We start from the raw sequence: 25872 nt of genomic DNA on the forward strand, positions 1-25872 counted from the left end.
ATCATCTGCTGCTGAACCCCCTTCATTCAATGTCGCCCCAGTGCAAGCACAGGTCGCGCTGGTGCGCTTGATGCTCAGGCCTGCTGCGTACCTTGCATCGACGCGGCAGCCATCGAATTGCCGCGGGTCTTCAAGCCTTGAAAAACTGCCGAAAAGAGCTGAATAAAATAACGAGCCGACCCGAGGAGCACCCATGAAGTCATTTATTCGTCATTTCAGTTGCGCTGTGTTGATGCTGAGCAGCACCGTCCTGCTGGCGGCGGAACCCGCCAAATGCCAGAACGTGCGCATGGGTGTGGTCAACTGGACAGACGTCGTCGCCACCAGCGCTGTCGCCGAAGTGCTGCTGCAGAACATGGGGTACGACGTGAAACAGACCAGCGCCGCCCAGCAAATCGTCTTCGGAGGTCTGCGTGACGATCGACTCGACGTCTTCATGGGTTACTGGAAACCGGCGATGGACAAGAACATCGCGCCCTTTGTGGCGGCCAATCAGGTCAAGGTGCTCGACGTGCCCAGCATGAGCGATGCCCAGGCAACGCTGGCGGTGCCGGACTATGTGGCGTCGGGCGGGCTGAAAACCTTCGGCGATATGGCCAGATTCAAGGACAAGCTCGGCGGCAAGATCTACGGCATCGAGCCCGGCACCGGTGCCAACGCCAACATCAAGGGCATGATCGAGAAGAACCAGTTCGGCCTCGGCGGCTTCCAGTTGGTCGAGTCGGGCGAAGCCGGCATGCTCGCGGCGGTGCAGCGCGCGATCAAGCGTAACGAATGGGTGGTATTCGTCGGCTGGACCCCGCACCCGATGAACATCAATATGAAGATCTCCTACCTGACCGGCAGCGAAGACGTGTTCGGCCCGAGCGAAGGCGCGGCGACCGTTTCAGTGGTCACGGCGCCCGATTACGCGGCTCGTTGCCCGAACGTCAGCAAGCTGATGAGCAACCTGAAGTTCACCGCCGCTCAGGAAAGCCAGATGATGGTGCCGATCATGGACCGCAAGGCGCCGAACGACGTTGCCCGCCAGTGGCTCAAGGATCATCCTGAAGACATGAAACGCTGGCTGGATGGCGTGACCACCTTCGATGGCAAGGATGCAGCGGCCGCCGTGCAAGTGGCGGTGAACAAGTAAATCAACAGGCCTGGCCAAGGGCTCGGGCTGGAGCAGCCAATGCCCACGTCTTACCCGTTGTCGCCCGAGATGTCGGCGTTCGTGACCAAAACGCTGAGCTTCAGCAGCGCGTCGGAGGACATCAACGAGCAGCGCCGTGCGTATGCGCGGATGAGCGAAGCGTTCACACCCGCCCGTCCGGCAAATCTCGATGTCAGGGATTTTGCCCTCGGCGGCGTGGCGGTGCGCAGTTACCGACCTCGGCGGCTGTCCCTCGAACACCCGGCGCCGTGCGTGATGTATATCCACGGCGGCGGCTGGGTGGTCGGCGATCTGGATTCCCATGACTTTCTGACCGCAGCCCTGGCGGCCGACCTCAACGCCGTGGTCGTCGCCGTGGATTACCGGCTGGCGCCCGAACACCCGTTTCCCGCAGGATTCGGTGACTGCCTGGCGGTCTGGCACGCCTTGCAGATTCAGGCGCAGCGGCTGGACATCGACCCGCGTCGCATCGCCATTGCCGGGGACAGCGCCGGTGGCAATCTCGCCGCTGCAGTGTGTCTGGCGCTGCGCGATTCCGGTGAGCGTCAGCCAGTGGGGCAGGCGCTGATCTACCCCGAACTCGGGGGCGACAACGATCTGCCCTCGCGCCGTGAATGCGCGGATGCACCGCTTCTTTCCACCGATGAGCTGGGGTTCTACCGGCAGATGTACATGGCGCCGGACGAACAATCGGCCTATGCCCGTCCGCTCCACATAGCTGATTTCCATGACCTGGCGCCTGCGTTTATTGCCGTCGCGCAGTTCGACCCGTTGCGTGACGACGGTGTTGCCTACGAGCGCGCGCTGCGTGAAGCGGGCGTGCGCACCGAGTTCGATCCCGGTCTCGGGCTGCTTCACGGTAGCCTCAGGGCCAAAGGCCAAGTGCCGGAAGTCGACGCGCTTTATCAGCGACTGATTTCTGCGCTGATGGGCTTTATTCGCGATCCGTTGTAGGACCTTCTACTAGCGCTTTGTCAGTGCTGCGCTGCAATTCCACGCACCCTGTTCTGCTTCCCGCCAACTGCACCGCCCTGGCGGGTGAGTCAACTCGCCACGCGACAAAAGACCACGCAGAGCAAGTGCCGAAATGGGACTACTCTTTCACTGTCAGCTGACCTGGATCAATGCCCTGGCCTGTATTGATCGAACTGGCCGCCTGACGTATCCCCCGGTCGCGGACCTGAGCACGAATCCAAGAGAACAAACGCCACACCTCGTACTCAATACACCGGGGGCAGTCGCTGAAGGCCCTGAGTCTGAAGCCAGTTCCACCTGATAGAGGAAGACCTATGTTCGGCTTAGAGGCGCTCGATCTCGCCCGAATCCAGTTTGCGTTCACCGTTTCATTTCACATTCTTTTCCCTGCCATCACCATTGGTCTGGCGAGCTTCCTTGCGGTGCTTGAAGGCTTGTGGCTGAAAACCCATGACAACACCTACCGCGACCTTTATCACTTCTGGTCGAAGATCTTTGCCGTCAACTTCGGCATGGGTGTGGTTTCGGGTCTGGTCATGGCGTACGAGTTCGGTACCAACTGGAGCCGCTTCTCCGATTTCGCAGGCGCGGTCACCGGGCCGCTGCTGACCTATGAAGTGCTCACCGCATTCTTCCTCGAAGCGGGTTTTCTCGGCGTCATGCTGTTCGGCTGGAACCGCGTCGGTCGCGGCCTGCACTTCTTCGCCACGTCGATGGTGGCCGTCGGCACACTGATTTCGACCTTCTGGATTCTGGCTTCCAACAGCTGGATGCAAACCCCCCAAGGCTTCGAGATCGTCGATGGCCGGGTGATTCCGGTGGACTGGTTCGCGGTGATCTTCAACCCGTCGTTCCCGTATCGACTGACGCACATGGCAATCGCTGCCTTTGTCGCAACAGCGTTCTTCGTCGGCGCCTCGGCGGCCTGGCATCTGCTGCGTGGCCGCGACAACCCGGCGATTCGCAGAATGCTGTCCATGGCCATGTGGATGGCGTTGATCGTTGCGCCGATTCAGGCAATGGTGGGCGACGCTCACGGCTTGAACACCCTGGAGCACCAGCCGGCCAAGATCGCCGCCATCGAAGGTCACTGGGAAAACGTCGGCGACGAGCCGACCCCGCTGATCCTGTTCGGCATCCCGGACATGAAGGAGGAGCGCACCAAGTACGCCGTCGAGATTCCGTACCTGGGCAGCCTGATCCTGACCCACAGCCTGGACAAGCAGATCCCGGCCCTAAAATCCTTCCCGCCGGAGGACCGTCCGAATTCGCTGATCGTGTTCTGGTCGTTCCGCGTCATGGTGGCGCTGGGCATGCTGATGATCGCGGTCGGTCTGTGGAGCGCCTGGCTGCGCTGGCGCGGCGGGCTGTACACCAATCGCTGGTTCTTGCGTCTGGTCATGTGCATGGGGCCGGCCGGTCTGATCGCCATGCTGGCGGGCTGGTTCACCACCGAAATCGGGCGTCAGCCGTGGGTGGTCTATGGGCTGATGCGTACTGCCAATGCGGCGTCCCGCCACAGCGTTGAGCAGCTGAGCATCACGCTGGTGTTGTTCGTCGTGGTGTATTTCCTGCTGTTCGGCACGGGCTTCGGCTACATGATGCGTCTGGTACGCAAAGGGCCCAAAACCCATGAAGGTGACACTCCGGCACATGGCGGACCTGGGCAGAAACGCACCCCGGCGCGTCCTCTTTCTGCTGCTGATGAAAGCAGCACGGACCACCGCAAAGACAGCCTGACTGAGGGGAACTGAGCCATGGGTATCGATCTTCCACTGATCTGGGCCGTGATCATCATCTTCGGCGTCATGATGTACGTCATCATGGACGGCTTCGATCTGGGCATCGGGATACTGTTCCCGTTCATGAAGGACAAGACTGACCGCGACGTGATGATGAACACCGTCGCGCCGGTCTGGGACGGCAACGAGACCTGGCTGGTGCTGGGCGGGGCCGGCTTGTTCGGCGCCTTCCCGCTGGCCTACTCGGTCGTGCTTGAGGCGCTGTATCTGCCGCTGATCTTCATGCTGTTCGGGCTGATCTTCCGCGGCGTGGCATTCGAGTTCCGCTTCAAGGCCACTGACGTCAAGCGGCATCTGTGGGACAAGGCGTTCATCGGCGGTTCCCTAGTGGCAACGTTCTTCCAGGGCGTGGCACTGGGCGCGTACATCGACGGCATTCCCGTGGTCGACCGTGCCTATGCCGGAGGCGGGCTGGACTGGCTGACGCCGTTCTCTGTCTTCTGCGGTCTGGCGCTGATCGTGGCCTATGCCTTGCTCGGCTGCACCTGGCTGATCATGAAAACCGAGGGGCCGCTGCAGAAAGCCATGCACGATCTGGCACGCCCTTTGGCCCTGGCCACGCTGGTGGTCATGGCCATCGTCAGCCTGTGGACGCCGCTGGCCCACCAAGCCATTGCCGATCGCTGGTTCAGCCTGCCTAACCTGTTGTGGTTCATGCCGGTGCCGGCGCTGGTCATGCTGACGATGTACGGCCTGTTCAAAGCAGTGGCGCGCAATGCCAACTACGCACCGTTCCTGCTGACGCTGGTGTTGATCTTCCTCGGCTACAGCGGGCTGGGCATCAGCCTGTGGCCGAACATCATTCCGCCGACTGTGTCGATCTGGGCAGCGGCATCGCCGCCACAGAGTCAGGGTTTCATGCTGGTCGGTACGCTGTTCATCATTCCGCTGATCCTGGGTTACACGTTCTGGAGTTACTACGTATTCCGCGGCAAAGTCACCCACGAACACGGCTATCACTAGCAGGTAATGGCCCCGGTTTCTCCTCGGGGCCCCACTGCGGGAGAAGAGGGTTTAGCGATGTCGGTTAAAGAATCTGTTCAGCACGAAGCCCGGAATCAGGATGAGCACAGGCGCGAGGTTGATCCAGCGCAGGGCAAGCCACTTTGGCAGCGCATCGGCTGGCTGGTGGTCATCTGGACCGGCAGCGTGCTGGCCCTCTTCGTGGTCGCCATGCTGCTGCGCATGTTCATGACAGCGGCAGGTATGAAGTCGCATTGAGTGATGCTCGCTCAATAAAAAACCCGCTTCGGCGGGTTTTTTTGTGCGGTCATGTTGGCGTTGCAGCAACATTGCGGGAGCGAGTTTGCTCGCGAAGAGGATTCTACTTACGCGCCTTGAGGATCACGAATTTCGGCGTCGCCGCCACTTGTTCCACGCCCCTGAACAACCGAGCCAGTTTGCTGTGATAGCCCAGGTGCCGGTTGCCGACGATGTACAGCGCGCCGCCGGTGACCAGTGCCGAGCGCGCCTGCTGGAACATCCGCCAGGCGAGGAAATCGCCGACCACTTGCTGCTGGTGGAACGGCGGATTGCACAGGATGACGTCCAGCGAATCGGGCTCCTGCGCCGCCAGCCCGTCACCTGCGTGAATCACCGCCGGGCGCTTGCCGAAGGCCAACGCCCAGTTCTCCTGCGCCGACTGCACCGCCATGAATGACTCGTCCACCAGCGTGTAATGAGCGTCGGGGTTTTCCAGCGCGCTGGCGATGGCGAGCACGCCATTGCCGCAACCCAGATCGGCGACCCGCGCTGAGCCCAGGCCCTTGGGCAAGTACGGCAGGAAGGCGCGGGTGCCGATGTCCAGACTGTCGCGGCAGAAGACGTTGGCGTGGTTGATCAACTCGATCTTCGGCTCGTCCAGCGTGTAACGGGTGGGGTAGGGCGAGGGCTGCACGGTTTTGGCTTCAGGCGTGCAAAACAGCAGCCGGGCTTTTTTTACCGCGAGCGATGCCTGCACCGGGCCGATGTACTCTTCCATCAGCTCCCCGGCGGAGCGTGGCAGGTGCTTGATCATGCCGGCAGCGACGACTCTGGCGTTCGGGGCCAATTGGTCCTGCAAACGAATCAGCTGCTCTTCCAGCAAGGCGAGGGTCTTGGGTACGCGAATCAGCACCCAGTCGAAGGGACCGGTCAACGGCGCGCTCGCCGGGATCACAGGCACCGCGTCGTAGGTCAGGCCATTGCGCACCAGGTTCTTTTCCAGGGCCTGAGCGCTGAGGTACGAATCCGTGCTGCTGACCACCGTGGCATGGGGCGCAAGGCTCGCTGCGAGCGCGCCGAAACTGTCGTTGAGTACCAGCACTCGCGTTTGCAGCGTCACGCCCTGTTCAGCGACATGGTTGAGCAGGTACTCGTCGGCAGCATCGAAGGCCTGCAAGGGCTCATCCGACTGCTCCGGCTGGCGGATCAGGTCGAGCTGGGCAAACGGGGTGGTAAGCAGCGGCATGGGCGGAGCAGTTCCAGTCGTTGATGGCGCGACCGGCGTATCGGCGGCAGTTACACCTGCGCCGGCGTGTCCAGGTTCGCAAAGCCGGCGATTTTACGTGTTTTTGCCCGCGCGCACCGGGCTTTTCTCCCCTGCCTCACCTTGTGCCTAGATCACCCCATCTTTCGTTGCCTGGACCACTGCCGACATCTTGTTGCAGGCGCCGATCTTCTGGATGGCTTTGCCAACGTGGAAGTTAACGGTGCGCGCTGTGACATCCAGGATCAACGCGACTTCTGCCGCCGTCTTGCCAGTCGCGGACCACTTCAATACCTCTACCTCCCTGATCGTCAGGCCCTTGTAGGCGAGCGTCTGCGCGTTCGCCGTGCAGTCTTCCCCCAGCTTCCTAATACCCATCGTGTGCCTCCATGCTCAGTCTTGATCGTCCTGATCGAAGTCTAGGAAACAATTACGGCCCGGGATGGAGCGCGGTTCGTGGTCGCGTCGAAGTACCGCCCCGATTAGCTGCAGACATGATTTGTAAAAGCTAAGGGAATCATGAGGTTAGGGCGATTGTGTGCGTCTGCATGAATCACCTGGCGATAACGCCGATAGCGAAATGCTCTAAAAATCGCATCAGTCGTTGCGGATATCACTACAAACCGGTGGTGTTTATCACGGCGGGTTTGCGGGACACTGATCACTCTTTTTGTGAGACAGGAGCCAGGAGCGCCCCATGACTGCCAGTGCAGAGAAATTCACCCGGCAAACGCTGCTGGACGTTACGCCGCTGACTCCCAGTCTCTTTACCTTTCGCACCACCCGCGATCCCGGTTTCCGCTTCACGGCAGGACAGTTCGCACGTTTGGGCGTGACCAAAGCCGACGGCACCACGGTGTGGCGGGCGTACTCGGTGGTGTCTTCGCCCTTCGATGAATTCCTCGAATTCTTCTCCATCGTGGTGCCCAACGGCGAATTCACCAGCGAGCTGAGCCGGCTTCGTCAGGGCGACACGCTGATGGTGGAAAAACAGGCGGTGGGTTACCTGACCCTTGATCGCTTCACCGATGGTCGCGACCTCTGGATGTTATCCACAGGGACCGGCGTTGCGCCGTTCCTGTCGATCCTGCAGGACTTCGAGGTCTGGGAAAAATTCGAGCGCATCATTCTGGTGTACAGCGTCCGCGAGTCCCGGGAACTGGCCTACCAGCAGCTCATCGCCGAGCTGACCCAGCGCGAATACCTGGCCGAGTACGCGCACAAGTTCAGATTCATCGCAACGGTGACGCGGGAGCCGCATCCCGGTGCGCTCAACGGACGGATTACCACGCTGATCGAAAACGGTGAGTTGGAGAAGGCGGCCGGCGTCGCGCTGACACCCGAGCACTCACGGGTGATGATCTGCGGCAATCCGCAGATGATCGAGGACACCCGCGCGGTACTGAAAACCCGTGACATGCGCCTGGCGTTGACGCGCAAGCCGGGACAGATTGCGGTGGAGAATTACTGGTAGGTGTGTGCTGCGGTAGCTGCTGAAAAACCTTTGTGGGAGCGAGCTTGCTCGCGAAGGCTCACTTTCATTCACTAGAGAAAGTGGCTGAATGCCCCGGCCCCTTCGTGAGCAAGCTCACTCCCACATGTTATGACCGGCCTTAAACGAACCGGTCAGGCGTCACTGGCAGTGGCGCAGCCGGCTTGCTGTTTTGCTCTTTCAGCAGGTCGCGTATTTCGCCCAGCAGCAGCTCTTCCTTGGACGGGGTTGGCGGCAGGGTCGGTGCTTTGGCCTCTTCGCGTTTCAGGCGGTTGATCGCCTTGACGCCCATGAAGATGGCGAATGCGACGATGATGAAGTCGATCACGGTCTGAATGAACTTGCCGTAGGCCAGCACCACCGCAGGTGCAGTCCCTTCAGCAGGCCGCAGCATGATGGCCAAATCACTGAAGTCCACGCCGCCGATCAGCAACCCGAGGGGCGGCATGATTACATCGCCGACGAACGACGAAACGATCTTGCCGAATGCCGCGCCGATGATGATACCGACGGCCATGTCGACGACGTTTCCTTTTACGGCAAAGGCTTTGAACTCGCTTAGTACGCTCATGGGTGTATTCCTTTGTTACAGATGAGAGTGGTAAATGCAGTGTAAGTCAGCTACCTGCATCTCGCTTAATCCATGCAATCGACCGGGTCCGTCCCGGTAAGTTTTATTTAATCCTCCAAAAGCGTGCGTGCCCGATGGTGCTGCAACCGGCGGTTTGAGGCATCGGGTATGATTGCCCTCTTTTTACATCGGGGGTGTCATGGCCAAGGCCAAACGCATGTACGGCTGCACCGAGTGCGGTTCGACGTTTCCCAAATGGGCCGGCCAGTGCAGCGAATGCGGTGCCTGGAATACCCTCGTTGAAACCGTGATCGACCACAGTACGGCGGCTGCGCCCAGCGGTCGTTCCGGCTGGACCGGCCAGCAGGCGCAGATTAAAACCCTGGCGGAAGTCAGTGTTGAAGAAATCCCGCGTTTTTCCACCAACTCCACTGAGCTGGACCGCGTTCTCGGCGGCGGCCTGGTGGATGGCTCTGTGGTGTTGATTGGCGGCGACCCCGGCATCGGCAAATCGACCATTCTGTTGCAGACCCTCTGCGCCATCGCCGAGCGCATGCCGGCGCTGTACGTCACTGGCGAAGAGTCGCAGCAGCAGGTCGCGATGCGCGCCCGTCGGCTTGGTTTGCCCCAGGACAAACTGCGGGTCATGACCGAGACCTGCATCGAAACCATCATTGCCACGGCGCGCATCGAGCAGCCGAAGGTCATGGTGATCGATTCGATTCAGACTATATTCACCGAACAACTGCAATCAGCGCCCGGCGGCGTATCCCAGGTTCGCGAGAGTGCCGCGTTGCTGGTGCGATACGCCAAGCAGAGCGGCACCGCGATCTTTCTGGTCGGCCACGTCACCAAAGAAGGCGCGCTTGCCGGGCCTCGGGTGCTGGAGCACATGGTCGACACCGTGCTGTATTTCGAAGGCGAGTCCGATGGCCGCCTGCGTCTGCTGCGTGCGGTGAAAAATCGCTTCGGCGCCGTCAACGAATTGGGCGTCTTCGGCATGACCGACAAAGGCCTGAAAGAAGTATCGAACCCCTCGGCGATCTTTCTCACACGTGCGCAGGAAGAAGTCGCGGGCAGCGTGGTCATGGCTACATGGGAGGGCACCCGGCCGATGCTGGTCGAAGTGCAGGCGCTGGTCGATGACAGCCACCTTTCCAACCCGCGTCGCGTGACCTTGGGGCTGGATCAAAACCGGCTGGCCATGCTGCTGGCGGTACTGCACCGCCACGGCGGCATCCCCACCCATGATCAGGATGTGTTTCTCAACGTCGTGGGCGGGGTGAAAGTGCTGGAAACCGCTTCCGACCTGGCCTTGATGGCCGCCGTCATGTCCAGCCTGCGCAACCGTGCGCTGCCGGGCGACTTGCTGGTGTTTGGCGAAGTAGGCTTGTCCGGCGAAGTGCGCCCTGTGCCGAGCGGTCAGGAGCGACTCAAGGAAGCGGCCAAGCACGGGTTCAAGCGCGCCATCGTGCCCAAGGGCAACGCCCCGAAAGAGTCGCCGCCGGGCCTGACGGTGATTGGCGTGACTCGCCTGGATCAAGCACTGGACGCGTTGTTCGAGTAAGGACAGCGCGCTCTATAGATGTATGAGTGCGCCCAGCTCACGCTCCAGTTCATCGTGATCGGCAATATTGAGTTCGATCAGTCGGCGCAGGTGCATCACTGAATCGAGCTCGATGTTCTTGCAGACAAACCCCAGGTGATTGTGATCATCGTGGGTCAGCTGCACTTCCATCACGACATCAATACCGTCCTGCAACTCAATGTCGACCATGAAGCGTTCATCGGGATCACCCTCCCAGGGTGACGGCTTTTCGATCAGCAGCCCCTTGAGCGACAGATCGATCAGCTGAACCGTCCAGGTTTTGCCGCCTTGTGTGAGTTTCGTTTTCGCGTCGAATGCAACACGTTTGAAGCGACGACGATCTTTGTGGTTCTCGGTCATTACGCTACTACTCCTTCAGCGCCTGAAGCGCCCGCTGCGTTGACTATAGGACAAATATCGCGCTAGACCATCGTGGGGGTAGCCTTTCGCTCCGGCGGCGCTAAACTCCGCTTGCTGAACAACAATAAGTCCACTCAGTTGGAAACAAAAAAAATGAAAAACAATAATGGTCTGCTGCGCCACGTGCCCTGGCTGATTGTTGCGATCCTTGGGGCCTGGGCTCTGGGTGTGGTTGCATTGCGTCGCGGGGAGGCGATCAATGCACTCTGGATTGTGGTCGCCGCAGTGGCCATTTATCTGGTCGCTTATCGCTACTACAGCCTGTTCATCGCAACCAAGGTCATGCAACTCGACCCGACCCGGGCCACCCCCGCGGTGCTCAAGAACGACGGGCTCGACTACGTTCCCACCAATAAACACATTCTCTTCGGTCACCACTTCGCTGCTATCGCCGGCGCCGGTCCGTTGGTCGGTCCGGTGCTCGCCGCGCAGATGGGCTATCTGCCCGGCACGCTGTGGCTGATCGCCGGCGTCGTGCTGGCGGGTGCGGTTCAGGACTTCATGATCCTGTTCCTTTCCACGCGCCGTAACGGTCGCTCCCTGGGCGACATGGTGCGCGAAGAAATGGGCCGCATACCCGGCACCATCGCGTTGTTCGGCTGTTTCCTGATCATGATCATCATCCTCGCGGTGCTGGCGCTGATCGTCGTCAAGGCGCTGGCCGAGAGCCCATGGGGCATGTTCACGGTCATGGCGACGATTCCGATCGCGATGTTCATGGGCATCTACATGCGCTTCATCCGCCCGGGCCGTATCGGCGAGATCTCGGTGGTGGGCGTCGTGCTGTTGCTGCTGTCGATCTGGGTCGGTGGCCTTGTGGCAGCGAGCCCTGAGTGGGCGCCGATGTTCACCTTCACCGGCGTGCAGATCACCTGGATGTTGGTCGGTTACGGTTTTGTCGCGGCCATGCTGCCGGTCTGGCTGGTGTTGGCGCCTCGCGACTACCTGTCCACGTTCCTGAAAATCGGCACCATCATCGCGCTGGCGATCGGCATCCTGATTCTTGCGCCTGAGCTGAAAATGCCTGCGCTGACGCAGTTCACCGACGGCACCGGTCCGGTCTGGAAAGGCACCCTGTTCCCGTTCCTGTTCATCACCATTGCCTGTGGCGCCGTCTCCGGTTTCCACGCCCTGATTTCTTCGGGCACCACGCCGAAGCTGCTGGATAACGAAGTCAACGCCCGTTACATCGGGTACGGCGGCATGCTGATGGAGTCGTTCGTGGCGATCATGGCCATGGTCGCGGCCTCGGTCATCGAGCCAGGCGTGTACTTCGCGATGAACAGTCCGGCGGCCATCGTCGGCTCCGACGTCGCTTCGGTCGCGCAGATGGTCAGCAGTTGGGGTTTCCTCATCACACCGGATCAATTGACCGCAGTGGCGAAGGACATCGGCGAAAATACCGTGCTGGCCCGTGCCGGTGGTGCACCGACGCTGGCGGTGGGTATCGCGCAGATCCTGCACCAGGCCTTCCCCGGTCAGAACACCATGGCGTTCTGGTACCACTTCGCGATTCTGTTTGAAGCGCTGTTCATCCTGACGGCAGTCGATGCCGGTACCCGTGCCGGCCGCTTCATGCTGCAGGACCTGCTGGGCAGTTTCGTCCCTGCGCTGAAACGCACCGAGTCCTGGACCGCCAACGCCATCGGTACCGGTGGTTGCGTTGCGCTGTGGGGGTATCTGCTGTATCAAGGCGTGATCGATCCGCTGGGCGGGATCAACACGTTGTGGCCACTGTTCGGTATCTCCAACCAGATGCTCGCGGGTATCGCGCTGATGCTGGCGACGGTTGTGCTGATCAAAATGAAGCGTCAGCAGTACGTCTGGGTCACCATCCTGCCGGCTTCATGGCTGCTGATCTGCACCGTGACCGCAGGCTTCATCAAGCTGTTCGACCCGAGCCCTGCGGTAGGCTTCCTGGCGCTGGCGAAGAAATACAGCGCGGCTGCAGACGCCGGTCAGGTGCTGGCCCCGGCCAAGACCATGGATCAGATGCAGCATGTGATCTTCAACGCGTACACCAACGCCACCCTGACCACGCTGTTCCTGTTCGTGGTCCTGAGCATTCTGTTTTATGCGTTGAAGGTCGGTCGGGCGGCGTGGGTCAAGAAAGAGCGTACCGACAAGGAATCGCCGTTCCAGGCTTTCCCGGAAACCCACTGAGTGCGCTGTAACGCGAGGAGCTGCCTATGTTCAACGATCTGAGTCGCCTGGGTAAGTATCTCGGTCAGGCCGCTCGCCTCATGGTGGGCATGCCGGATTACGACAACTACGTTGAGCATATGCAGAAGACTCACCCGGACAAGCCGGTGATGTCCTACGAAGCGTTCTTTCGGGAACGCCAGGACGCACGTTACGGCGGGAAGGGCGGGCCCAAGTGTTGCTAATGATGTGACCCTGGGTCATGTAGGAGTGAGCTTGCCCGCGATGCGCTGATTCAGTCGCCGCTGTACTGACTGACATTTCGAATCGCCAGCAACCTCACTCCTGTTTTTTTTCAGCGAATCGAGGTCTTTTTTTTGTTCACACCTATCCCCGTCACGATCCTCAGCGGCTTTCTCGGCGCCGGCAAAACCACTTTGCTGCGCCATCTGCTCAAAGAAGAGCACGGCCTGAAGATCGCCGTGATCGAGAACGAATTCAGTGACGCCGGCGTCGACGCCCAGCTGCTGGGCGATGAGCCCGTGCAGGTGATGACCCTGTCCAACGGCTGCGTCTGCTGCACCATTCACACCGACCTCACCAAAGCGCTGTATCTGCTGCTGGAACGCCTCGACAGTGGCGAGATCGCCTTCGATCGGCTGGTCATCGAATGCACCGGCCTGGCAGACCCCGCACCGGTGGCGCAGACCTTCTTTATCGACGAGGAGCTGCGCGAGCGCTACATCCTCGACGGCATCATCACGCTGGTTGACGCGGCCCACGCCGACACGCACCTGGAGCAGACCATCGCCCAGGCGCAGATCGGCTTTGCAGATCGTCTGCTGGTGAGCAAGACCGATCTGGTGGATGAGGCGGCCTTCAACGCACTAAGCGAGCGACTGACCCGCATCAACCGACGTGCGCCGATCCGTGTGGTCGAGCACGGCAAGATTGATCTGGCCGAGTTGCTGGATGTGCGCGGCTTCAACCTGAACGCTGACATCGGCGGGATGACCCTGCGCCCGGCGGCTCCGGCGGGCCGCTCCATCGACCGCATCAGCAGCCTGGTTCTGCGCAGTGACCAGCCGCTGGATATCGACAGGCTCAGCACCTTCATGAACGAGCTGCTGGAAGAGCACGGCAAACAACTGCTGCGCTACAAAGGCGTGCTGAACATCGCCGGCGAAGACCGCAAATTGGTCTTTCAGGGGGTGTTGAAGCTGTACGGGTTTGATTTCGATGTGGAGTGGGCGGATGGCGAAAAGCGCGAAAGCGTGATCGTGTTCATTGCCGATGAACTGCCGGAAGAGAAGATCCGGGCCGGCTTTGCAGGCGTTGCTGCAGATTAGATATCGCGTGCGGGAATGGTCCGTAAGAGGAGCTATGCCGCCTGCGTAGGACCGTTCCGAATCGTACTTTCAACCTCCCTCCCTACGCTTCTAAACCCTACATCCCGTCCCTATCCTTGCTGGATCTGAAGTCAAGCAAGGACGGGCAGCCTCATGTCCAAGCCCTACGTGTTCATCAATGACCGCATACAAACCTACTTCACGCTCAAAGCTCGGGTCGGCGGCAGCGCAAAGTTTGATGTGCTGAATGCGCACATTCGCAATGTAGTGGTTATGCCGGGCCAGCTGGTGATTGTCAGCGATGGTTCGATGGGCAGCCTCACGGCAGAAGAAACCGAGCTGATGAACCTGGCGCGGAACGTCCATCGACAGGTTAAAGGCTCGGGCAGCGAACTGATCAAGAACTACGACCTGATGCAGAACATGCTCAGTTACGGATCGCTGGGCGTCGGCGCCGCCACAGGCAGTTGGAGTAAACACCTTAACGGCGTGCAGAAAACCCTCCAAGAAATCGAGCGGCTGTACAAGCTGTCGCTGGCACGCGGCACGCCCATCGCCCGCCAGGAATTCATCAATCAACGGCGAGTGCTGTTTGCCAGGCTGGATGTTCAGCTGGAAGGTATCGCCCGCTGGGGGACTGGGTTGACTAAAAAAGGCCCACTGAAAAAGATGCTGGGGCTATCGACCAAGAGTTATCTGCGCACCGGGGAGATACAGGGCTACGCCGCACGAATTGCGAAAGTCGCCAAGGTGGCGAAGTTGTTGAAGCATGGGACGGCGGTTGGGATTGGGTTGAATATCGCATCAACCGCGCTGGAGATTAAGGAAGCCTGTTCTACGGGACGTGAAGAGTTATGTACACGGGCTCATTACGTTGAGGGAGCAAAGTTAGCGGGTGGCGTGCTACTCGGACTTGCCGGGGGGGAAGTAGGGGCAGTAGCCGGGCCGGTGGTGTGTCTGGCTGTGTTTGGTGCGCCTACCTTGGGGCTAGCTGCGTTAGGTTGCGGAATTATTGCCGGCGGGGCTTTAGCCTATGCAAGCGGCACAATGGGCGAAGCAGGTGGCGAACTTCTTGGGGAGAAGCTCTACGAATGGACACCCTGATTTCATACGACGCGGCTATTTGGTTGACGCTGATAGAATTCGTTTTGATCTTCATCCACTTGGTCTCGTCTCATATCTTTTTCTTGAAATACATGGAGCGCATTGAAGATTATCTTTCCGACATCGAGATGATCGGCTTACATGCAGACTATTACGGTGATACTTGGCTGGGCCGAAGAATGCGCGAGTCGTTCATTACGATGATCTTGATCATGCCGGGTGCATTTAAAAAGCAGGAAGTCATTCCACCGTACAAGCTTCAGAAGCTTCCTGGCCACTTTCGGTTCTGGATCAAATTTTTCTTTTATTCCGCGATAGTTCTTCTTTCTGCAATGACCGTGCTCTACCTGCGTCTAAAGCAGGGAAGCGTATAGCCAGTTCTTGATTGAAAGACCATCGAAATCTCAGCCCTAACTCCTGATGACTTGCGCCTCTTCGACGTAGACAAGAAGCAGATACGAGGAGACAGCCTCAACAAAAAGCCCGGCTAACAAGCCGGGCTTTTTCACATCAACCAACCGCTATCAAGCGCCGTAAACCGGCAGCTTGGCGCAGATGGCCTGGACCTTCTCACGTACGGCGTTGATCACCGCTTCGTTGTTCAGGTCTGCCAGGATGTCGCAGATCCAGCCGGCCAATTCCTTGCACTCTGCTTCCTTGAAGCCCCGAGTGGTCACGGCCGGAGTGCCAAAGCGCAGGCCGGAGGTGACGAACGGGGAGCGTGGATCGTTCGGCACGGAGTTCTTGTTCACGGTGATGAACGCTTTGCCCAGTGCGGCGTCGGCGTCTTTGCCGGAGATGTCCTGCTTGATCAGCGACAGCAGGAACAGGTGGTTTTCAGTACCGCCGGAGACCACGTCGAAACCGCGCTCGATGAACACACCGGCCATGGCCTTGGCGTTTTTCACCACTTGTTCCTGGTAGGTCTTGAACTCAGGCTGCAGTGCTTCCTTGAAGCAGATTGCCTTGGCCGCGATGACGTGCTCCAGAGGACCGCCCTGGCCACCCGGGAAGACAGCGGAGTTCAGCTTCTTCTCGATGTCGGCGTTGGCGCGCGCCAGGATCAGGCCACCGCGCGGGCCGCGCAGGGTTTTGTGGGTGGTGGTGGTAACGACGTCAGCGAAGGGGACCGGGTTCGGGTAAACGCCTGCAGCGACCAGACCGGCCACGTGCGCCATGTCGACGAACAGGTAGGCGCCGACTTTGTCAGCGATAGCGCGGAAACGCGGGAAGTCGAGGATCTGCGAGTAGGCCGAGAAACCGGCAACGATCATTTTCGGTTTGTGCTCGACGGCCAGACGCTCGACTTCGTCGTAATCGATCAGGCCGTTGCCGTCGATGCCGTACTGAACGGCGTTATACAGCTTGCCCGACGAAGAAACGCTGGCGCCGTGGGTCAGGTGACCGCCGTGGGCCAGGCTCATGCCGAGGATGGTGTCGCCAGCATTGAGCAGCGCCAGATATACCGCGCTGTTGGCTTGGGAGCCTGCGTGTGGCTGGACGTTGGCGTAATCGGCGCCGAACAGTTGCTTGGCGCGATCAATGGCCAGTTGCTCGACGATGTCGACGTATTCGCAGCCACCGTAGTAACGCTTGCCTGGGTAGCCTTCAGCGTATTTGTTGGTGAGAACCGAGCCCTGGGCTTCCATGACTGCCGGACTGGTGTAGTTCTCCGAGGCGATCAGCTCGATGTGATCTTCCTGACGCTTGGCTTCCTGTTCCATGGCGGCGTACAGGTCGGCGTCGTACTTGGCGATGGTCAAATTGCGGCTGAACATGGCGGTCCTCGGGGATCGGGCAGTAGAAAAGGGGGGCATTCTAACCCATCGGGTTTTATCTGGCATATGAAAGCGGGTCATGTGCGTGATGAGCGCGATGCAAGCCTCAAGCCTCAAGCCTCAAGCCGTAAGCTTCAAGCTGAATGCGGGGCGGCTTCTGCTTGTAGCTTGCCGCTTGAAGCTTGCAACTCGCGTCAGTCGAGCATAAACAGCGCATCGTTGCTGAACTGAGCCTCGAACCGCGTCGCCGGCATGGGGCGGCCGAACAGGTAGCCCTGCACTTCATCGCAGCCGTGTTCACGCAGAAACTCCAGCTGCTCGTGGGTTTCCACGCCCTCGGCAATCACCGACAAATTGAGGCTATGGGCCATGGCGATGATCGCCCGGGCGATCTGCGCGTCCTGTTCGCCGGATGGCAGGCCATCGACGAACGTGCGGTCGATCTTCAACACGTCGATGGGGAACTGCTTCAGGTAATTCAGCGACGAGTAGCCGGTGCCGAAGTCATCGACTGCGATGCTCAGGCCCAGCCGCTTGAGCCCGGCCAGAATCTGCATGGCTTCGCTCACCTCACGCATCAGGATGCTCTCGGTCAGTTCCAGCTCGAGGCAGGCGGGCGGCAGGCCGATTTCCTGCAGAATACCGGCGATGCGCGTGCCCAACTGGCCGTCCGAAAACTGCCGTGCAGAAATGTTGACCGACACCTTCGGCACGCGGACCCGCGCCAGATGCCACTCGCGCAACTGGCGGCACGCCTCCTTGAGCACCCACTCGCCGACTTCGACCACCAGCCCGAGCTCCTCGAGCACCGGGATGAATTCCACCGGCGGCACCAGGCCGCGACGCGGGTGACGCCATCGCAGCAAGGCCTCGGCGCCGGTCAGACGTTTGCCGTCACCACTGAACTGTGGTTGGTAATACAGCGTGAACTCGCCCTGCTCCAGAGCATGGCGCAGGTCACTTTCCAGCTCCAGACGCTCAAGGGCGGTGGCGTTCATGTCGGCCTGATAAAACTGGAAGTTGTTCTTGCCGCGTTCCTTGGCGTGGTACATCGCCGTGTCGGCGTTCTTCATCAACTGGCTGAGTTCGTTACCATCCTGCGGGCTCAGCGCGATGCCGATACTGGCCGTGACGAAGAACTCGCGGCCCTCCAGCACGAAGGGTTTCACCAGGCTGGCAAGAATCTGTTCGGCCACATGAATCGCCCGGTTCAGCGCGGCCTGTTGGGTGGGGCGAGGTTGCAGCAGCAGGGTGAATTCGTCGCCGCCCATGCGCGCAACAGTGTCGTCTTCGTCAACGCATCCAAGCAGGCGCAAGGCCATTTCCTTGAGCATGCGGTCGCCGGCGGCGTGGCCCAACGAGTCGTTGATCGGCTTGAAGCGATCGAGGTCGAGAAACATCAACACCACCCACGTGTGTTGACGCTCGGCATGTTGCAACGCGCTGTGCAAACGGTCCTGAAACAGCGTGCGGTTGGGTAGATGCGTCAGTGCGTCGTAATAAGCCAGCCGATGGATGCGCTGCTCGCTCGCCTTGCGCTCGCTGATGTCGCTGAAGAAGCACACGTAGCTGGCCAGGTCGCCTTCATCGTCGAGCACGGCGGTAATCCCGACCCATGCCGGGTAGTGCTCGCCGTCGCGACGCTTGAGCCACAATTCACCCTCCCAACTGCCGCGCTGGCTCAGCTGTTTGAGGATGTAACCCAGGTGCGCTGCCTGCTGATTTTCGACGGTCAGCATCATCGGCAGTTGATCCAGCACCTGCGACACGGCGTAGCCACTGACCCGCGTAAAGGCGTCGTTGGCCTGCACGATATAACCCGCAGGGTCAGTGATCAGAATGGCCGACGTCGAGTGTTCGAATACCGTGGCCGCCATGCGCAGGTCTTTTTCGGCGCGCCGCTGCTGACTGACATCACGTGCTACGCCCAGAACGCCCTCAAAAGTTCCGGATTCATCCCACACCAGAACCAGACGCAGCTCCACAGGAATCTTGCGGCCATCCGCGCGCAGGCAATCGAACAGGAACAATTGCGTAGGGATCTCGCTGCGCAGGTCCGCCAGCGCTTCGGGCTTTTTCAGCGCTTTACTGATCCGCTGCAGCAGCGCATAAAAGCCGCTGAGCTGCTGCGGGTTGGCGATGATCGCCTTCCAGCCATTTAGCAGAATCCACTCGGCGCTGTAACCCAGCACCGTATTGACCGAGGGGCTGATGTAGTTGGCCAGCAAAAGGCGATCGGTCGAGAAAATGACGTCGCTGATGCTCTCTGCCAGCATCCGGTAACGCTGCTCGCTTTCGCGCAGGGACTGGCTGGCGTCCACTTGATCGGTGATGTCCTTGGCGACGCCGACAATGCGTCCGATCTGGCCGTCATTGTCCGCCGCCAGCGCCTGTTCACGGATCTCGAAACGACGCCAGTCGCCGCGTCGGGTGCGGAACCGCAGCTGGCACTGGATCAGGTCGCTGCGGCCATGCTCAGTGCGTACAAGGCGCAACTGCTCATACGCACCGATATCGTCCGGGTGCAGCAGCGTTTCCCAGAAAAGCTCGCCCATCTCATCCAGCTCGGCCGCCTCATAGCCCAGGGCGAGGCCCATGTTGTGGTTGCTGTAAATGATCCGCCGCGTCACCGCATCCAGAACGCACAGATAATCCGGGACGGTACGCACGACATCCGACCAGAACTGCTCCCGCTCCTGCAACGACAGCTCGGCCTGCTTGCGGTTGGTGAAATCGCTGATGCTGAGAATGACGGCATTCAAGTCTTCGAGCTGCTCGGGCAGGCGCATGACCAGCCACACGTGTTGGTCACCGCCCTGCGCACCAGGGAGCAGAATTTCGAGCTCCAGCTGACGTTGCCCGTCGAGGACGGCCTGGAGTATCTGCAGACCGATGCCGTTTCGAGCGCGAGGGCAACCTTCGATCAGTTGCTGCCAGACATGCTGTGCCGATTCTGCGCGCAACAGTTGAGCGGCGACCTGATTGACCTCGGTGATGCGCAACTGCTGAAGCAGGCCGCTGATTTGCTCGGGCTGGCTGATCAGGCGCGCGTTCAGTTCTTCGCCGCTGTTCACTTGCAGGTGCCTGAGATGAGCCGGCAGACCGGAGAGGTCCAGTACGCATAGCGCAACGCCGGTGCCTTCAAATATGTCTTTGTAGCGGCGACGGCTTTGATGCAACTGAAGTTGCCGGCGGCGCAGGCTGCGCAGCGCAAACAACGGAATGATGGAACAGAACAGGGCGAGCAGGCATTTCCCGATCAGCGGGAAGAGCAGCGTCTGGCGGGCTTTCTGCGGGTCGAACAAGCCGCGCAGTTGCCAGTCGCTGTGGGCCAGGGGTTGCAGCAGCACTGTCTGCAATTGACGCTCGGTGGACTGATCGGCATCAAGCAGGTTTTTGTAGAGGGGGCGGCGATTGCTGATGTCCTCCAACAGCCAGACGGGCTGGTAATCCAGATCGCTCTGGCGGGTCAGGGATTTCAGTAGTTCAGGTCTAAGCCGCAGCGCCCAGTAGCGTTCATTGCCAGCGCCGGGCTGACGGATGAACAGATAGAACGTCGCTGCCCCCGGGTCGTTGGCATAAAAGTGTGGGTGACCCTGAATGACCGAATGCATCTGGGTCAAAAAGCCTACGTCACGGGTCTCGCCATCGCTGTCGGCGGTGACATTCCCATCGCTGTCGAGCCAGACCAGGCTTTTCACTGCTGGCATGGACTGACGCAGACTCGCCAGCACTGCCGCTGATTCGTCTGCGGATTGCGAAGGGTCGCGTGCTCCGTCCAGCACATTCAGCGCGACCTGCGCGTTGAGGGCCATGTTCAGGCTCAACCGGTCGGCGAGCTGCACGCTGTAGTCGATGCTGCGCTTGTGCTGACGTTCCTGAGACTGCTGGAACTGTTCGATCATCTGCCATAACAACAGCATCAACATCATCAGGACCAGGACCGCGAGCGCACCTCTGAGCACGCCTCGCAAAGGCACGGTCGTTGCGCTATCGGATGGGCGCAGGGGTGAGATGGGGGTCGGTTTGAGCAAACTGTGATCCTGACTACTGGACTGAATCAACATGTGCGAGACGCACTATAAGCCCGGTGCGCAAAAGGCGGCTAGCATGCCACCGAGCTGTGGCTAAGTGCCAGCGCTAATGGGCCGGACGGTTTGCCCTGTTGCGTGCATTCGGGTAGCTTTGCGCCACGCGCGACGCGCCGGTTTCTGCACGGCATGCTTGCATGATTCAAAAGGCCTGCAAGCATTGCTCCAGCTTTAATACCGGCCCTCGGAAGTTTGTCCCTGCCGCGCCGGTCTGGCTCTGATCAATTCAAGGCCCGGAATCGCGCTACGGCAAGTTGCGGCGCGAAGATAAACGCATTTTTTCCGACGCAGCACCAAGCTCGCGCCTTTATTCACAGTCTCACTCCAGGTTTTCATTCCATGGCTCAATACGTCTTTACCATGCATCGGCTGAGCAAAGTTGTTCCGCCGAAGCGGGAAATCCTGAAAAACATCTCCCTCTCGTTTTTCCCCGGCGCCAAGATCGGCGTCCTCGGCCTCAACGGTTCGGGTAAATCCACGCTGCTGAAAATCATGGCCGGCGTTGACACCGAGTTTGACGGCGAAGCGCGCCCGATGCCTGAGCTGAACATCGGCTACTTGCCGCAGGAGCCGCAGCTCGACCCGACCAAGACCGTACGTGAAGTGGTCGAAGAAGCGGTCAGCGTTATTAAGGACGCTCAAACGCGTCTGGACGAAGTCTATGCCGCTTACGCCGAGCCGGACGCTGATTTCGACAAGCTGGCGGCCGAACAGGCCAAGCTCGAGTCGATCCTGCAGGCCAGCGATGGCCACAACCTTGAGCGCCAGCTGGAAGTCGCCGCCGATGCGCTGCGTCTGCCAGCCTGGGATGCCAAGGTCGAACACCTGTCCGGTGGTGAGAAACGCCGCGTGGCTCTGTGCCGCCTGTTGCTGTCCGCCCCCGACATGCTGCTGCTCGACGAACCGACCAACCACCTGGACGCCGATTCCGTCGCCTGGCTCGAGCATTTCCTGCACGATTTCCCGGGCACCGTGGTTGCGATCACGCACGACCGGTACTTCCTCGACAACGTCGCCGGCTGGATTCTGGAACTCGACCGTGGCGCGGGCATTCCGTACGAAGGCAACTATTCCGGCTGGCTTGAAGCCAAATCCGACCGTCTGGCGGCCGAATCCAAGCAGCAGTCGGCCCATGAAAAGGCCATGAAAGAAGAGCTCGAGTGGGTCCGTAAAGGTGCCAAGGCGCGCCAGTCGAAATCCAAGGCCCGTCTGCAACGCTTCGAAGAGCTTCAGTCTCAGGAATTCCAGAAGCGCAGCGAAACCAATGAGATCTACATCCCGGCCGGTCCGCGTCTGGGCGACAAGGTCATCGAATTCAAAAACGTCACCAAGGGCTACGGCGATCGCGTGCTGATCGACAACCTGTCGTTCTCCATGCCTAAAGGCGCCATCGTGGGTGTGATCGGCGGTAACGGCGCCGGTAAGTCGACACTGTTCCGCATGCTGATGGGTAAGGAGCAACCCGACTCCGGCTCCATCGAAGTCGGCGAGACCGTGCAACTGGCGTGCGTCGATCAGAGCCGCGACGATCTGGACGGCAGCAAGACCGTGTTCGCGCAGATTTCCGACGGCTCCGATCAGATCAAGATCGGCAACTACGAAATCCCTTCGCGCACCTATGTCGGCCGTTTCAACTTCAAGGGCGGCGATCAGCAGAAGTTCGTGAAGGACCTGTCTGGCGGTGAGCGCGGTCGTCTGCACCTGGCGCTGACGTTGAAGGAGGGTGGCAACGTCCTGCTGCTCGACGAACCGTCAAACGACCTCGACGTTGAAACCCTGCGTTCCCTCGAAGAAGCCCTGTTGGACTTCCCGGGCGCCGCCATTGTGATCTCTCACGATCGGTGGTTCCTTGACCGCGTGGCGACTCACATCCTCGCGTACGAAGACGATTCCCAAGCCGTGTTCTTCGAAGGCAACTACACCGAATACGAAGCCGATCGCAAGAAACGCCTCGGCGATGCAGCCGCGCAGCCGCACCGCGTGCGTCACAAGAAACTGGCCTGATTCGGGTTGGTGGCATAAAAAAAACGGAGCCTTCGGGCTCCGTTTTTTGTGTCTGACTGATTGTCAGTCGAGTGAGTCAGTCGCCAGCCTCAATGCGTATGACCTCAATGACTGCATCGCCGACCGGCCGCTGCCAGGTGACTTCGTCTCCGACCTTGGCGCCCAGCAATGCCTTGCCTAGCGGCGACGCCCAGTTGATCAGTTGACTGCCCGCATCGGCCTGATCCTCGCCGACCAACTGCACGCGTTGTTCGACATTGTCCTCGTCGGCAAAAGTTACCCAACTGCCAATCTGAACCTTGTCATCTGACGCGCTGCTGACCACTTGGGCGCTCTGCAGGCGCTGGTTGAAATAACGCAGGTCGCGCTCGATTTCGGCCATGCGCTGCTTGTCTGCCTCATCACCCCGGGCGTTCTGTTCGCTGTATTGCGCTTGCAGTTGCTCAACCTGATCATGCAATTGATCGAGGCCGCGCTGGGTGACGTAATTGGTCTGGACGCTGATCTGCCGTTCAACCGGCGGGTCGATTTGCGCGGCGGCGTTGTCTTCGTTGACGAAGGCGCGACTCATGGCGGGGCTCCTGTTCATGGCTTAGTCACATTGGGCCATGGTGGGTGCCCGATAGTTTCACCCGTTATGTAGACGCAACTGGCGTTCAATGAGAGCGGTAGGCTTTGGCGGCGTCTTGGGCCCTTTGATGGTCCCAGTCGCGGTCGCGGTCATTCCAGATGCTGTCGCGGCCCTGATCCTGAACATTGCTGTTGGCAAGTTGGGCCTGGCACTGACGAAATCCATCTGACCAGCCTTGTGCGTACAAGGTGTCACGCAGATAGCGGGGCACGTCCTTTTTGAATTGCCCTTTGATCACGTCGATGGACTGCCGCCCGCTTCCGCACCCATCCTGAAAACCGTCAGCGAATGCCGGTGGGTAACCTTCGGCCAATAGCTGGTCGTGGGTAGACTGACATCCGGCGACAACGACAACGCACCACAGCACAACCCATCGCGCATTCATTTTGATTTCCTCACTGCTTGAGAAAAGTTTAGAAGCGCTTCTGTGAGTTATTGGTAAAAACGCTGTAGGAAATCCATTAACCGATGCTCGGTCACGTGCAATAAGTTCCCCCTTTTTCACCCCGCGACGACGTATTGAAAAAACTTCCGGTAATTTTTCTGTGAGCGGGCCGCGCTGATTCAAGGTTGTTAAACTGTCGCGCTGCGCAAAACCGTTTAGGAAGATTGATGAACCTCAGAACGATTCTGATCCTCGGCGCACTCAGCGCCTTTGGCCCGTTGGCCATCGACTTTTACCTGCCAGGTTTCCCGGCCATCGCTTTGGCATTCGGCACGGACGAGAAACACGTTCAGCTGACCCTGGCCTCTTATTTCCTCGGCCTGAGCATCGGCCAACTCGCCTACGGCCCGATTGCCGATCGCTTCGGCCGTCGGATCCCGCTGTTGTTTGGCGTCGGCTTGTTCACCCTCGCATCGCTGGCGTGCGCCTTGGCGCCTTCTCTTGAATGGCTGATTGCTGCCCGCTTTGTACAGGCGTTGGGGGGATGTGCCGGTATGGTGCTGTCGCGGGCGATCGTCAGCGACAAATGCTCACCGGTTGACTCAGCCAAGGTGTTCTCGCAATTGATGCTGGTCATGGGCCTGGCGCCGATTCTGGCCCCGATGCTCGGCGGGCTGTTGGTCAACGTCGTGGGTTGGCAGGCCATCTTCCTGACCTTGACGGTGTTCAGCGCACTCACTGCAGTGGCGGTTTTCAGGGGCTTGCCGGAAAGCATGCCGGTCGGCCATCCGCGACTGCCCCTCTCGGGCGCGCTCGGGTCGTACTGGAACCTGCTGGGCGACCGGATCTTTCTGGGCCACGCGCTCACTGGCGGCATCGCGATGGCCGGGATGTTTTCCTACATCGCAGGCTCACCTTTCGTTTTCATCAAGCTCTACGGCGTCCCGGCGGAACACTACGGTTGGTTGTTCGGCATCAACGCTGCCGGGTTCATCCTCATCGCCCAAGTGAACGCTCGACTCGTCGGGCGCTATGGTCCGGCATGGTTGCTGTCGCGGACTGTCTGGATCTATCTCGCTGCCGCCCTTGTTCTGCTGACCATCGCCTCCCTGCATACCGAAAAGCTGTGGCCGCTGCTGATTCCGCTGTTCATCTATATCGCCAGCCTCGGCTGCATCATTCCCAACGCTTCGGCGTGCGCGATGAGTGGGCAGGGCAAACGTGCGGGCAGCGCGTCGGCCTTGTTGGGGTGCTTGCAGTTCAGTGTCGCTGCGGGCGCGGCAGCGCTGGTGGGCGTACTGCATGACGGAACGGCCGTGCCAATGGCGACCGTTATTACGCTGTGCGGCGTTCTGGCTGTGACGCTTTCGGTTGTTACACGCCGGGCGCAGCAGAAGCGAGATGCGCTGACTCCCCACGCGGATGTGCGGATCTAACCGACGTCGGCAACGTTAACGCGTTGCCGATATTTACCGGGTTTAAGGAGTACCTGTACAAGCATGTTCAGCCTGTTGAAAAGAGCGTGTTATATACAGCCGTTTACTACTTCGGAATTGGAAACTTCTTACAGCGGTTAAAAACTCTCAACTTGGTCTCATGCTGGATCGAGAGGACTTCACTTCTGGCACGTCCCTTGAGCAGCTTATTTTCTTGAAGTCCTCAGGAGTTTTCAGCGTAGGCAATCGCCCTGGCGCCGAATTCACGAACGGCTCCTGTCCGCGCAAATGCCCGTCCTTCAAGGGGCTACGGCTATCCGGCTAAGTCTGCGTAGCATGGGGTCTGCCGGATTGTGCTGAACATTTGCCAATACGGCCCACAAACAAAGGGCTAAGCAATGGACAAGTTGATCCGCCGATCGGCCGCAGGTCTTATACTAAGCGCCGTCATGGATCCGATTTAATTCTTGTCATCTATCTG

Annotated in this window: 22 protein-coding genes; 14 read left to right on the forward strand and 8 right to left on the reverse strand. The window is 59.8% G+C overall.

The features are described from left to right. Nucleotides 1-193: 193 nt before the first annotated feature. From choX to IFT47_RS17090, 5 genes are all read left to right on the forward strand, one after another. Entirely contained in the window at nt 194-1135 is a 942-nt protein-coding gene (gene choX / locus IFT47_RS17070) for a choline ABC transporter substrate-binding protein (protein WP_192173264.1), read from the forward strand. A 39-nt stretch (nt 1136-1174) separates the two neighbouring features. After that, the gene (locus IFT47_RS17075) at nt 1175-2110 is read left to right on the forward strand and encodes an alpha/beta hydrolase (RefSeq protein WP_192173263.1); all 936 of its coding nucleotides are present in this window, start codon (nt 1175-1177) and stop codon (nt 2108-2110) included. 335 nt (nt 2111-2445) lie between these two features. Continuing rightward, nucleotides 2446-3885 (forward strand): cytochrome ubiquinol oxidase subunit I, encoded by a 1440-nt coding sequence (locus IFT47_RS17080; protein ID WP_192173262.1) that lies wholly within the window; start codon nt 2446-2448, stop codon nt 3883-3885. Between the two features lie 3 nt (nt 3886-3888). Further along, on the forward strand, nt 3889-4896 hold the full coding sequence (cydB, locus tag IFT47_RS17085) for a cytochrome d ubiquinol oxidase subunit II (protein WP_122536680.1): 1008 nt from the start codon (nt 3889-3891) through the stop codon (nt 4894-4896). Between the two features lie 57 nt (nt 4897-4953). After that, a complete protein-coding gene (locus tag IFT47_RS17090) occupies nt 4954-5154 on the forward strand; it encodes a DUF2474 domain-containing protein (protein WP_192173261.1) in 201 nt (66 codons plus the stop codon). A gap of 103 nt (nt 5155-5257) precedes the next feature. On the opposite strand, the gene IFT47_RS17095 is transcribed toward IFT47_RS17090, so the two are convergent. Continuing rightward, nucleotides 5258-6382: a methyltransferase gene (locus IFT47_RS17095; RefSeq protein ID WP_192173260.1), complete on the reverse strand. Its 1125-nt coding sequence runs from the start codon at nt 6380-6382 to the stop codon at nt 5258-5260. A 147-nt stretch (nt 6383-6529) separates the two neighbouring features. Next, entirely contained in the window at nt 6530-6778 is a 249-nt protein-coding gene (locus tag IFT47_RS17100; protein WP_192173259.1) for a helix-turn-helix transcriptional regulator, read from the reverse strand. A 319-nt stretch (nt 6779-7097) separates the two neighbouring features. Here IFT47_RS17100 and IFT47_RS17105 point away from each other — a divergent pair, with 319 nt between their 5' ends. Next, entirely contained in the window at nt 7098-7874 is a 777-nt protein-coding gene (locus IFT47_RS17105) for a ferredoxin--NADP reductase (RefSeq protein WP_192173258.1), read from the forward strand. 139 nt (nt 7875-8013) lie between these two features. Here the strand turns inward: IFT47_RS17105 and mscL are convergent, their stop codons facing one another. After that, on the reverse strand, nt 8014-8463 hold the full coding sequence (gene mscL, locus IFT47_RS17110; protein ID WP_192173257.1) for a large-conductance mechanosensitive channel protein MscL: 450 nt from the start codon (nt 8461-8463) through the stop codon (nt 8014-8016). 199 nt (nt 8464-8662) lie between these two features. Here mscL and radA point away from each other — a divergent pair, with 199 nt between their 5' ends. Further along, the gene (gene radA / locus IFT47_RS17115) at nt 8663-10030 is read left to right on the forward strand and encodes a DNA repair protein RadA (RefSeq protein ID WP_192173256.1); all 1368 of its coding nucleotides are present in this window, start codon (nt 8663-8665) and stop codon (nt 10028-10030) included. A gap of 12 nt (nt 10031-10042) precedes the next feature. Here radA and IFT47_RS17120 read toward each other — a convergent pair whose 3' ends face one another. Beyond that, nucleotides 10043-10411 (reverse strand): PilZ domain-containing protein, encoded by a 369-nt coding sequence (locus IFT47_RS17120; protein WP_192173255.1) that lies wholly within the window; start codon nt 10409-10411, stop codon nt 10043-10045. Nucleotides 10412-10564: 153 nt separating this feature from the next. Between IFT47_RS17120 and IFT47_RS17125 the strand changes: the two genes are divergently transcribed. From IFT47_RS17125 to IFT47_RS17145, 5 genes are all read left to right on the forward strand, one after another. Continuing rightward, entirely contained in the window at nt 10565-12634 is a 2070-nt protein-coding gene (locus IFT47_RS17125) for a carbon starvation CstA family protein (RefSeq protein WP_192173254.1), read from the forward strand. Between the two features lie 26 nt (nt 12635-12660). Beyond that, entirely contained in the window at nt 12661-12858 is a 198-nt protein-coding gene (locus tag IFT47_RS17130; protein WP_065987541.1) for a YbdD/YjiX family protein, read from the forward strand. A 132-nt stretch (nt 12859-12990) separates the two neighbouring features. Then, the gene (gene yjiA / locus IFT47_RS17135) at nt 12991-13962 is read left to right on the forward strand and encodes a GTPase (RefSeq protein WP_197983939.1); all 972 of its coding nucleotides are present in this window, start codon (nt 12991-12993) and stop codon (nt 13960-13962) included. Between the two features lie 153 nt (nt 13963-14115). Next, nucleotides 14116-15066, forward strand: coding sequence for a hypothetical protein (locus IFT47_RS17140; protein ID WP_192173253.1), 951 nt, complete (start codon nt 14116-14118; stop codon nt 15064-15066). Beyond that, nucleotides 15054-15440, forward strand: a complete 387-nt coding sequence (locus IFT47_RS17145) for a hypothetical protein (protein WP_192173252.1) — start codon at nt 15054-15056, stop codon at nt 15438-15440. The genes IFT47_RS17140 and IFT47_RS17145 overlap by 13 nt, the downstream gene beginning before the upstream one ends. 150 nt (nt 15441-15590) lie before the next feature. Here IFT47_RS17145 and glyA read toward each other — a convergent pair whose 3' ends face one another. Together glyA and IFT47_RS17155 are read right to left on the reverse strand one after the other, a co-directional pair. Further along, complete coding sequence (glyA, locus tag IFT47_RS17150) at nt 15591-16844, reverse strand: serine hydroxymethyltransferase (RefSeq protein ID WP_192173251.1); 1254 nt, start codon at nt 16842-16844, stop codon at nt 15591-15593. Nucleotides 16845-17038: 194 nt separating this feature from the next. After that, on the reverse strand, nt 17039-20860 hold the full coding sequence (locus IFT47_RS17155; RefSeq protein WP_407073239.1) for a sensor domain-containing protein: 3822 nt from the start codon (nt 20858-20860) through the stop codon (nt 17039-17041). Nucleotides 20861-21274: 414 nt separating this feature from the next. Here IFT47_RS17155 and ettA point away from each other — a divergent pair, with 414 nt between their 5' ends. Beyond that, the gene (gene ettA / locus IFT47_RS17160; protein WP_192173249.1) at nt 21275-22939 is read left to right on the forward strand and encodes an energy-dependent translational throttle protein EttA; all 1665 of its coding nucleotides are present in this window, start codon (nt 21275-21277) and stop codon (nt 22937-22939) included. Nucleotides 22940-23015: 76 nt separating this feature from the next. Here the strand turns inward: ettA and IFT47_RS17165 are convergent, their stop codons facing one another. Both IFT47_RS17165 and IFT47_RS17170 read right to left on the reverse strand, forming a co-directional pair. Continuing rightward, nucleotides 23016-23510: a GreA/GreB family elongation factor gene (locus tag IFT47_RS17165; RefSeq protein WP_192173248.1), complete on the reverse strand. Its 495-nt coding sequence runs from the start codon at nt 23508-23510 to the stop codon at nt 23016-23018. A gap of 85 nt (nt 23511-23595) precedes the next feature. Beyond that, complete coding sequence (locus tag IFT47_RS17170) at nt 23596-23955, reverse strand: hypothetical protein (protein WP_192173464.1); 360 nt, start codon at nt 23953-23955, stop codon at nt 23596-23598. A gap of 227 nt (nt 23956-24182) precedes the next feature. Between IFT47_RS17170 and IFT47_RS17175 the strand changes: the two genes are divergently transcribed. Continuing rightward, nucleotides 24183-25391 (forward strand): Bcr/CflA family multidrug efflux MFS transporter, encoded by a 1209-nt coding sequence (locus tag IFT47_RS17175; RefSeq protein ID WP_192173247.1) that lies wholly within the window; start codon nt 24183-24185, stop codon nt 25389-25391. The last annotated feature ends 481 nt before the right edge of the window (nt 25392-25872 follow it).

This window comes from Pseudomonas sp. CFBP 13711, from assembly GCF_014842265.1.
GTDB lineage: Bacteria > Pseudomonadota > Gammaproteobacteria > Pseudomonadales > Pseudomonadaceae > Aquipseudomonas.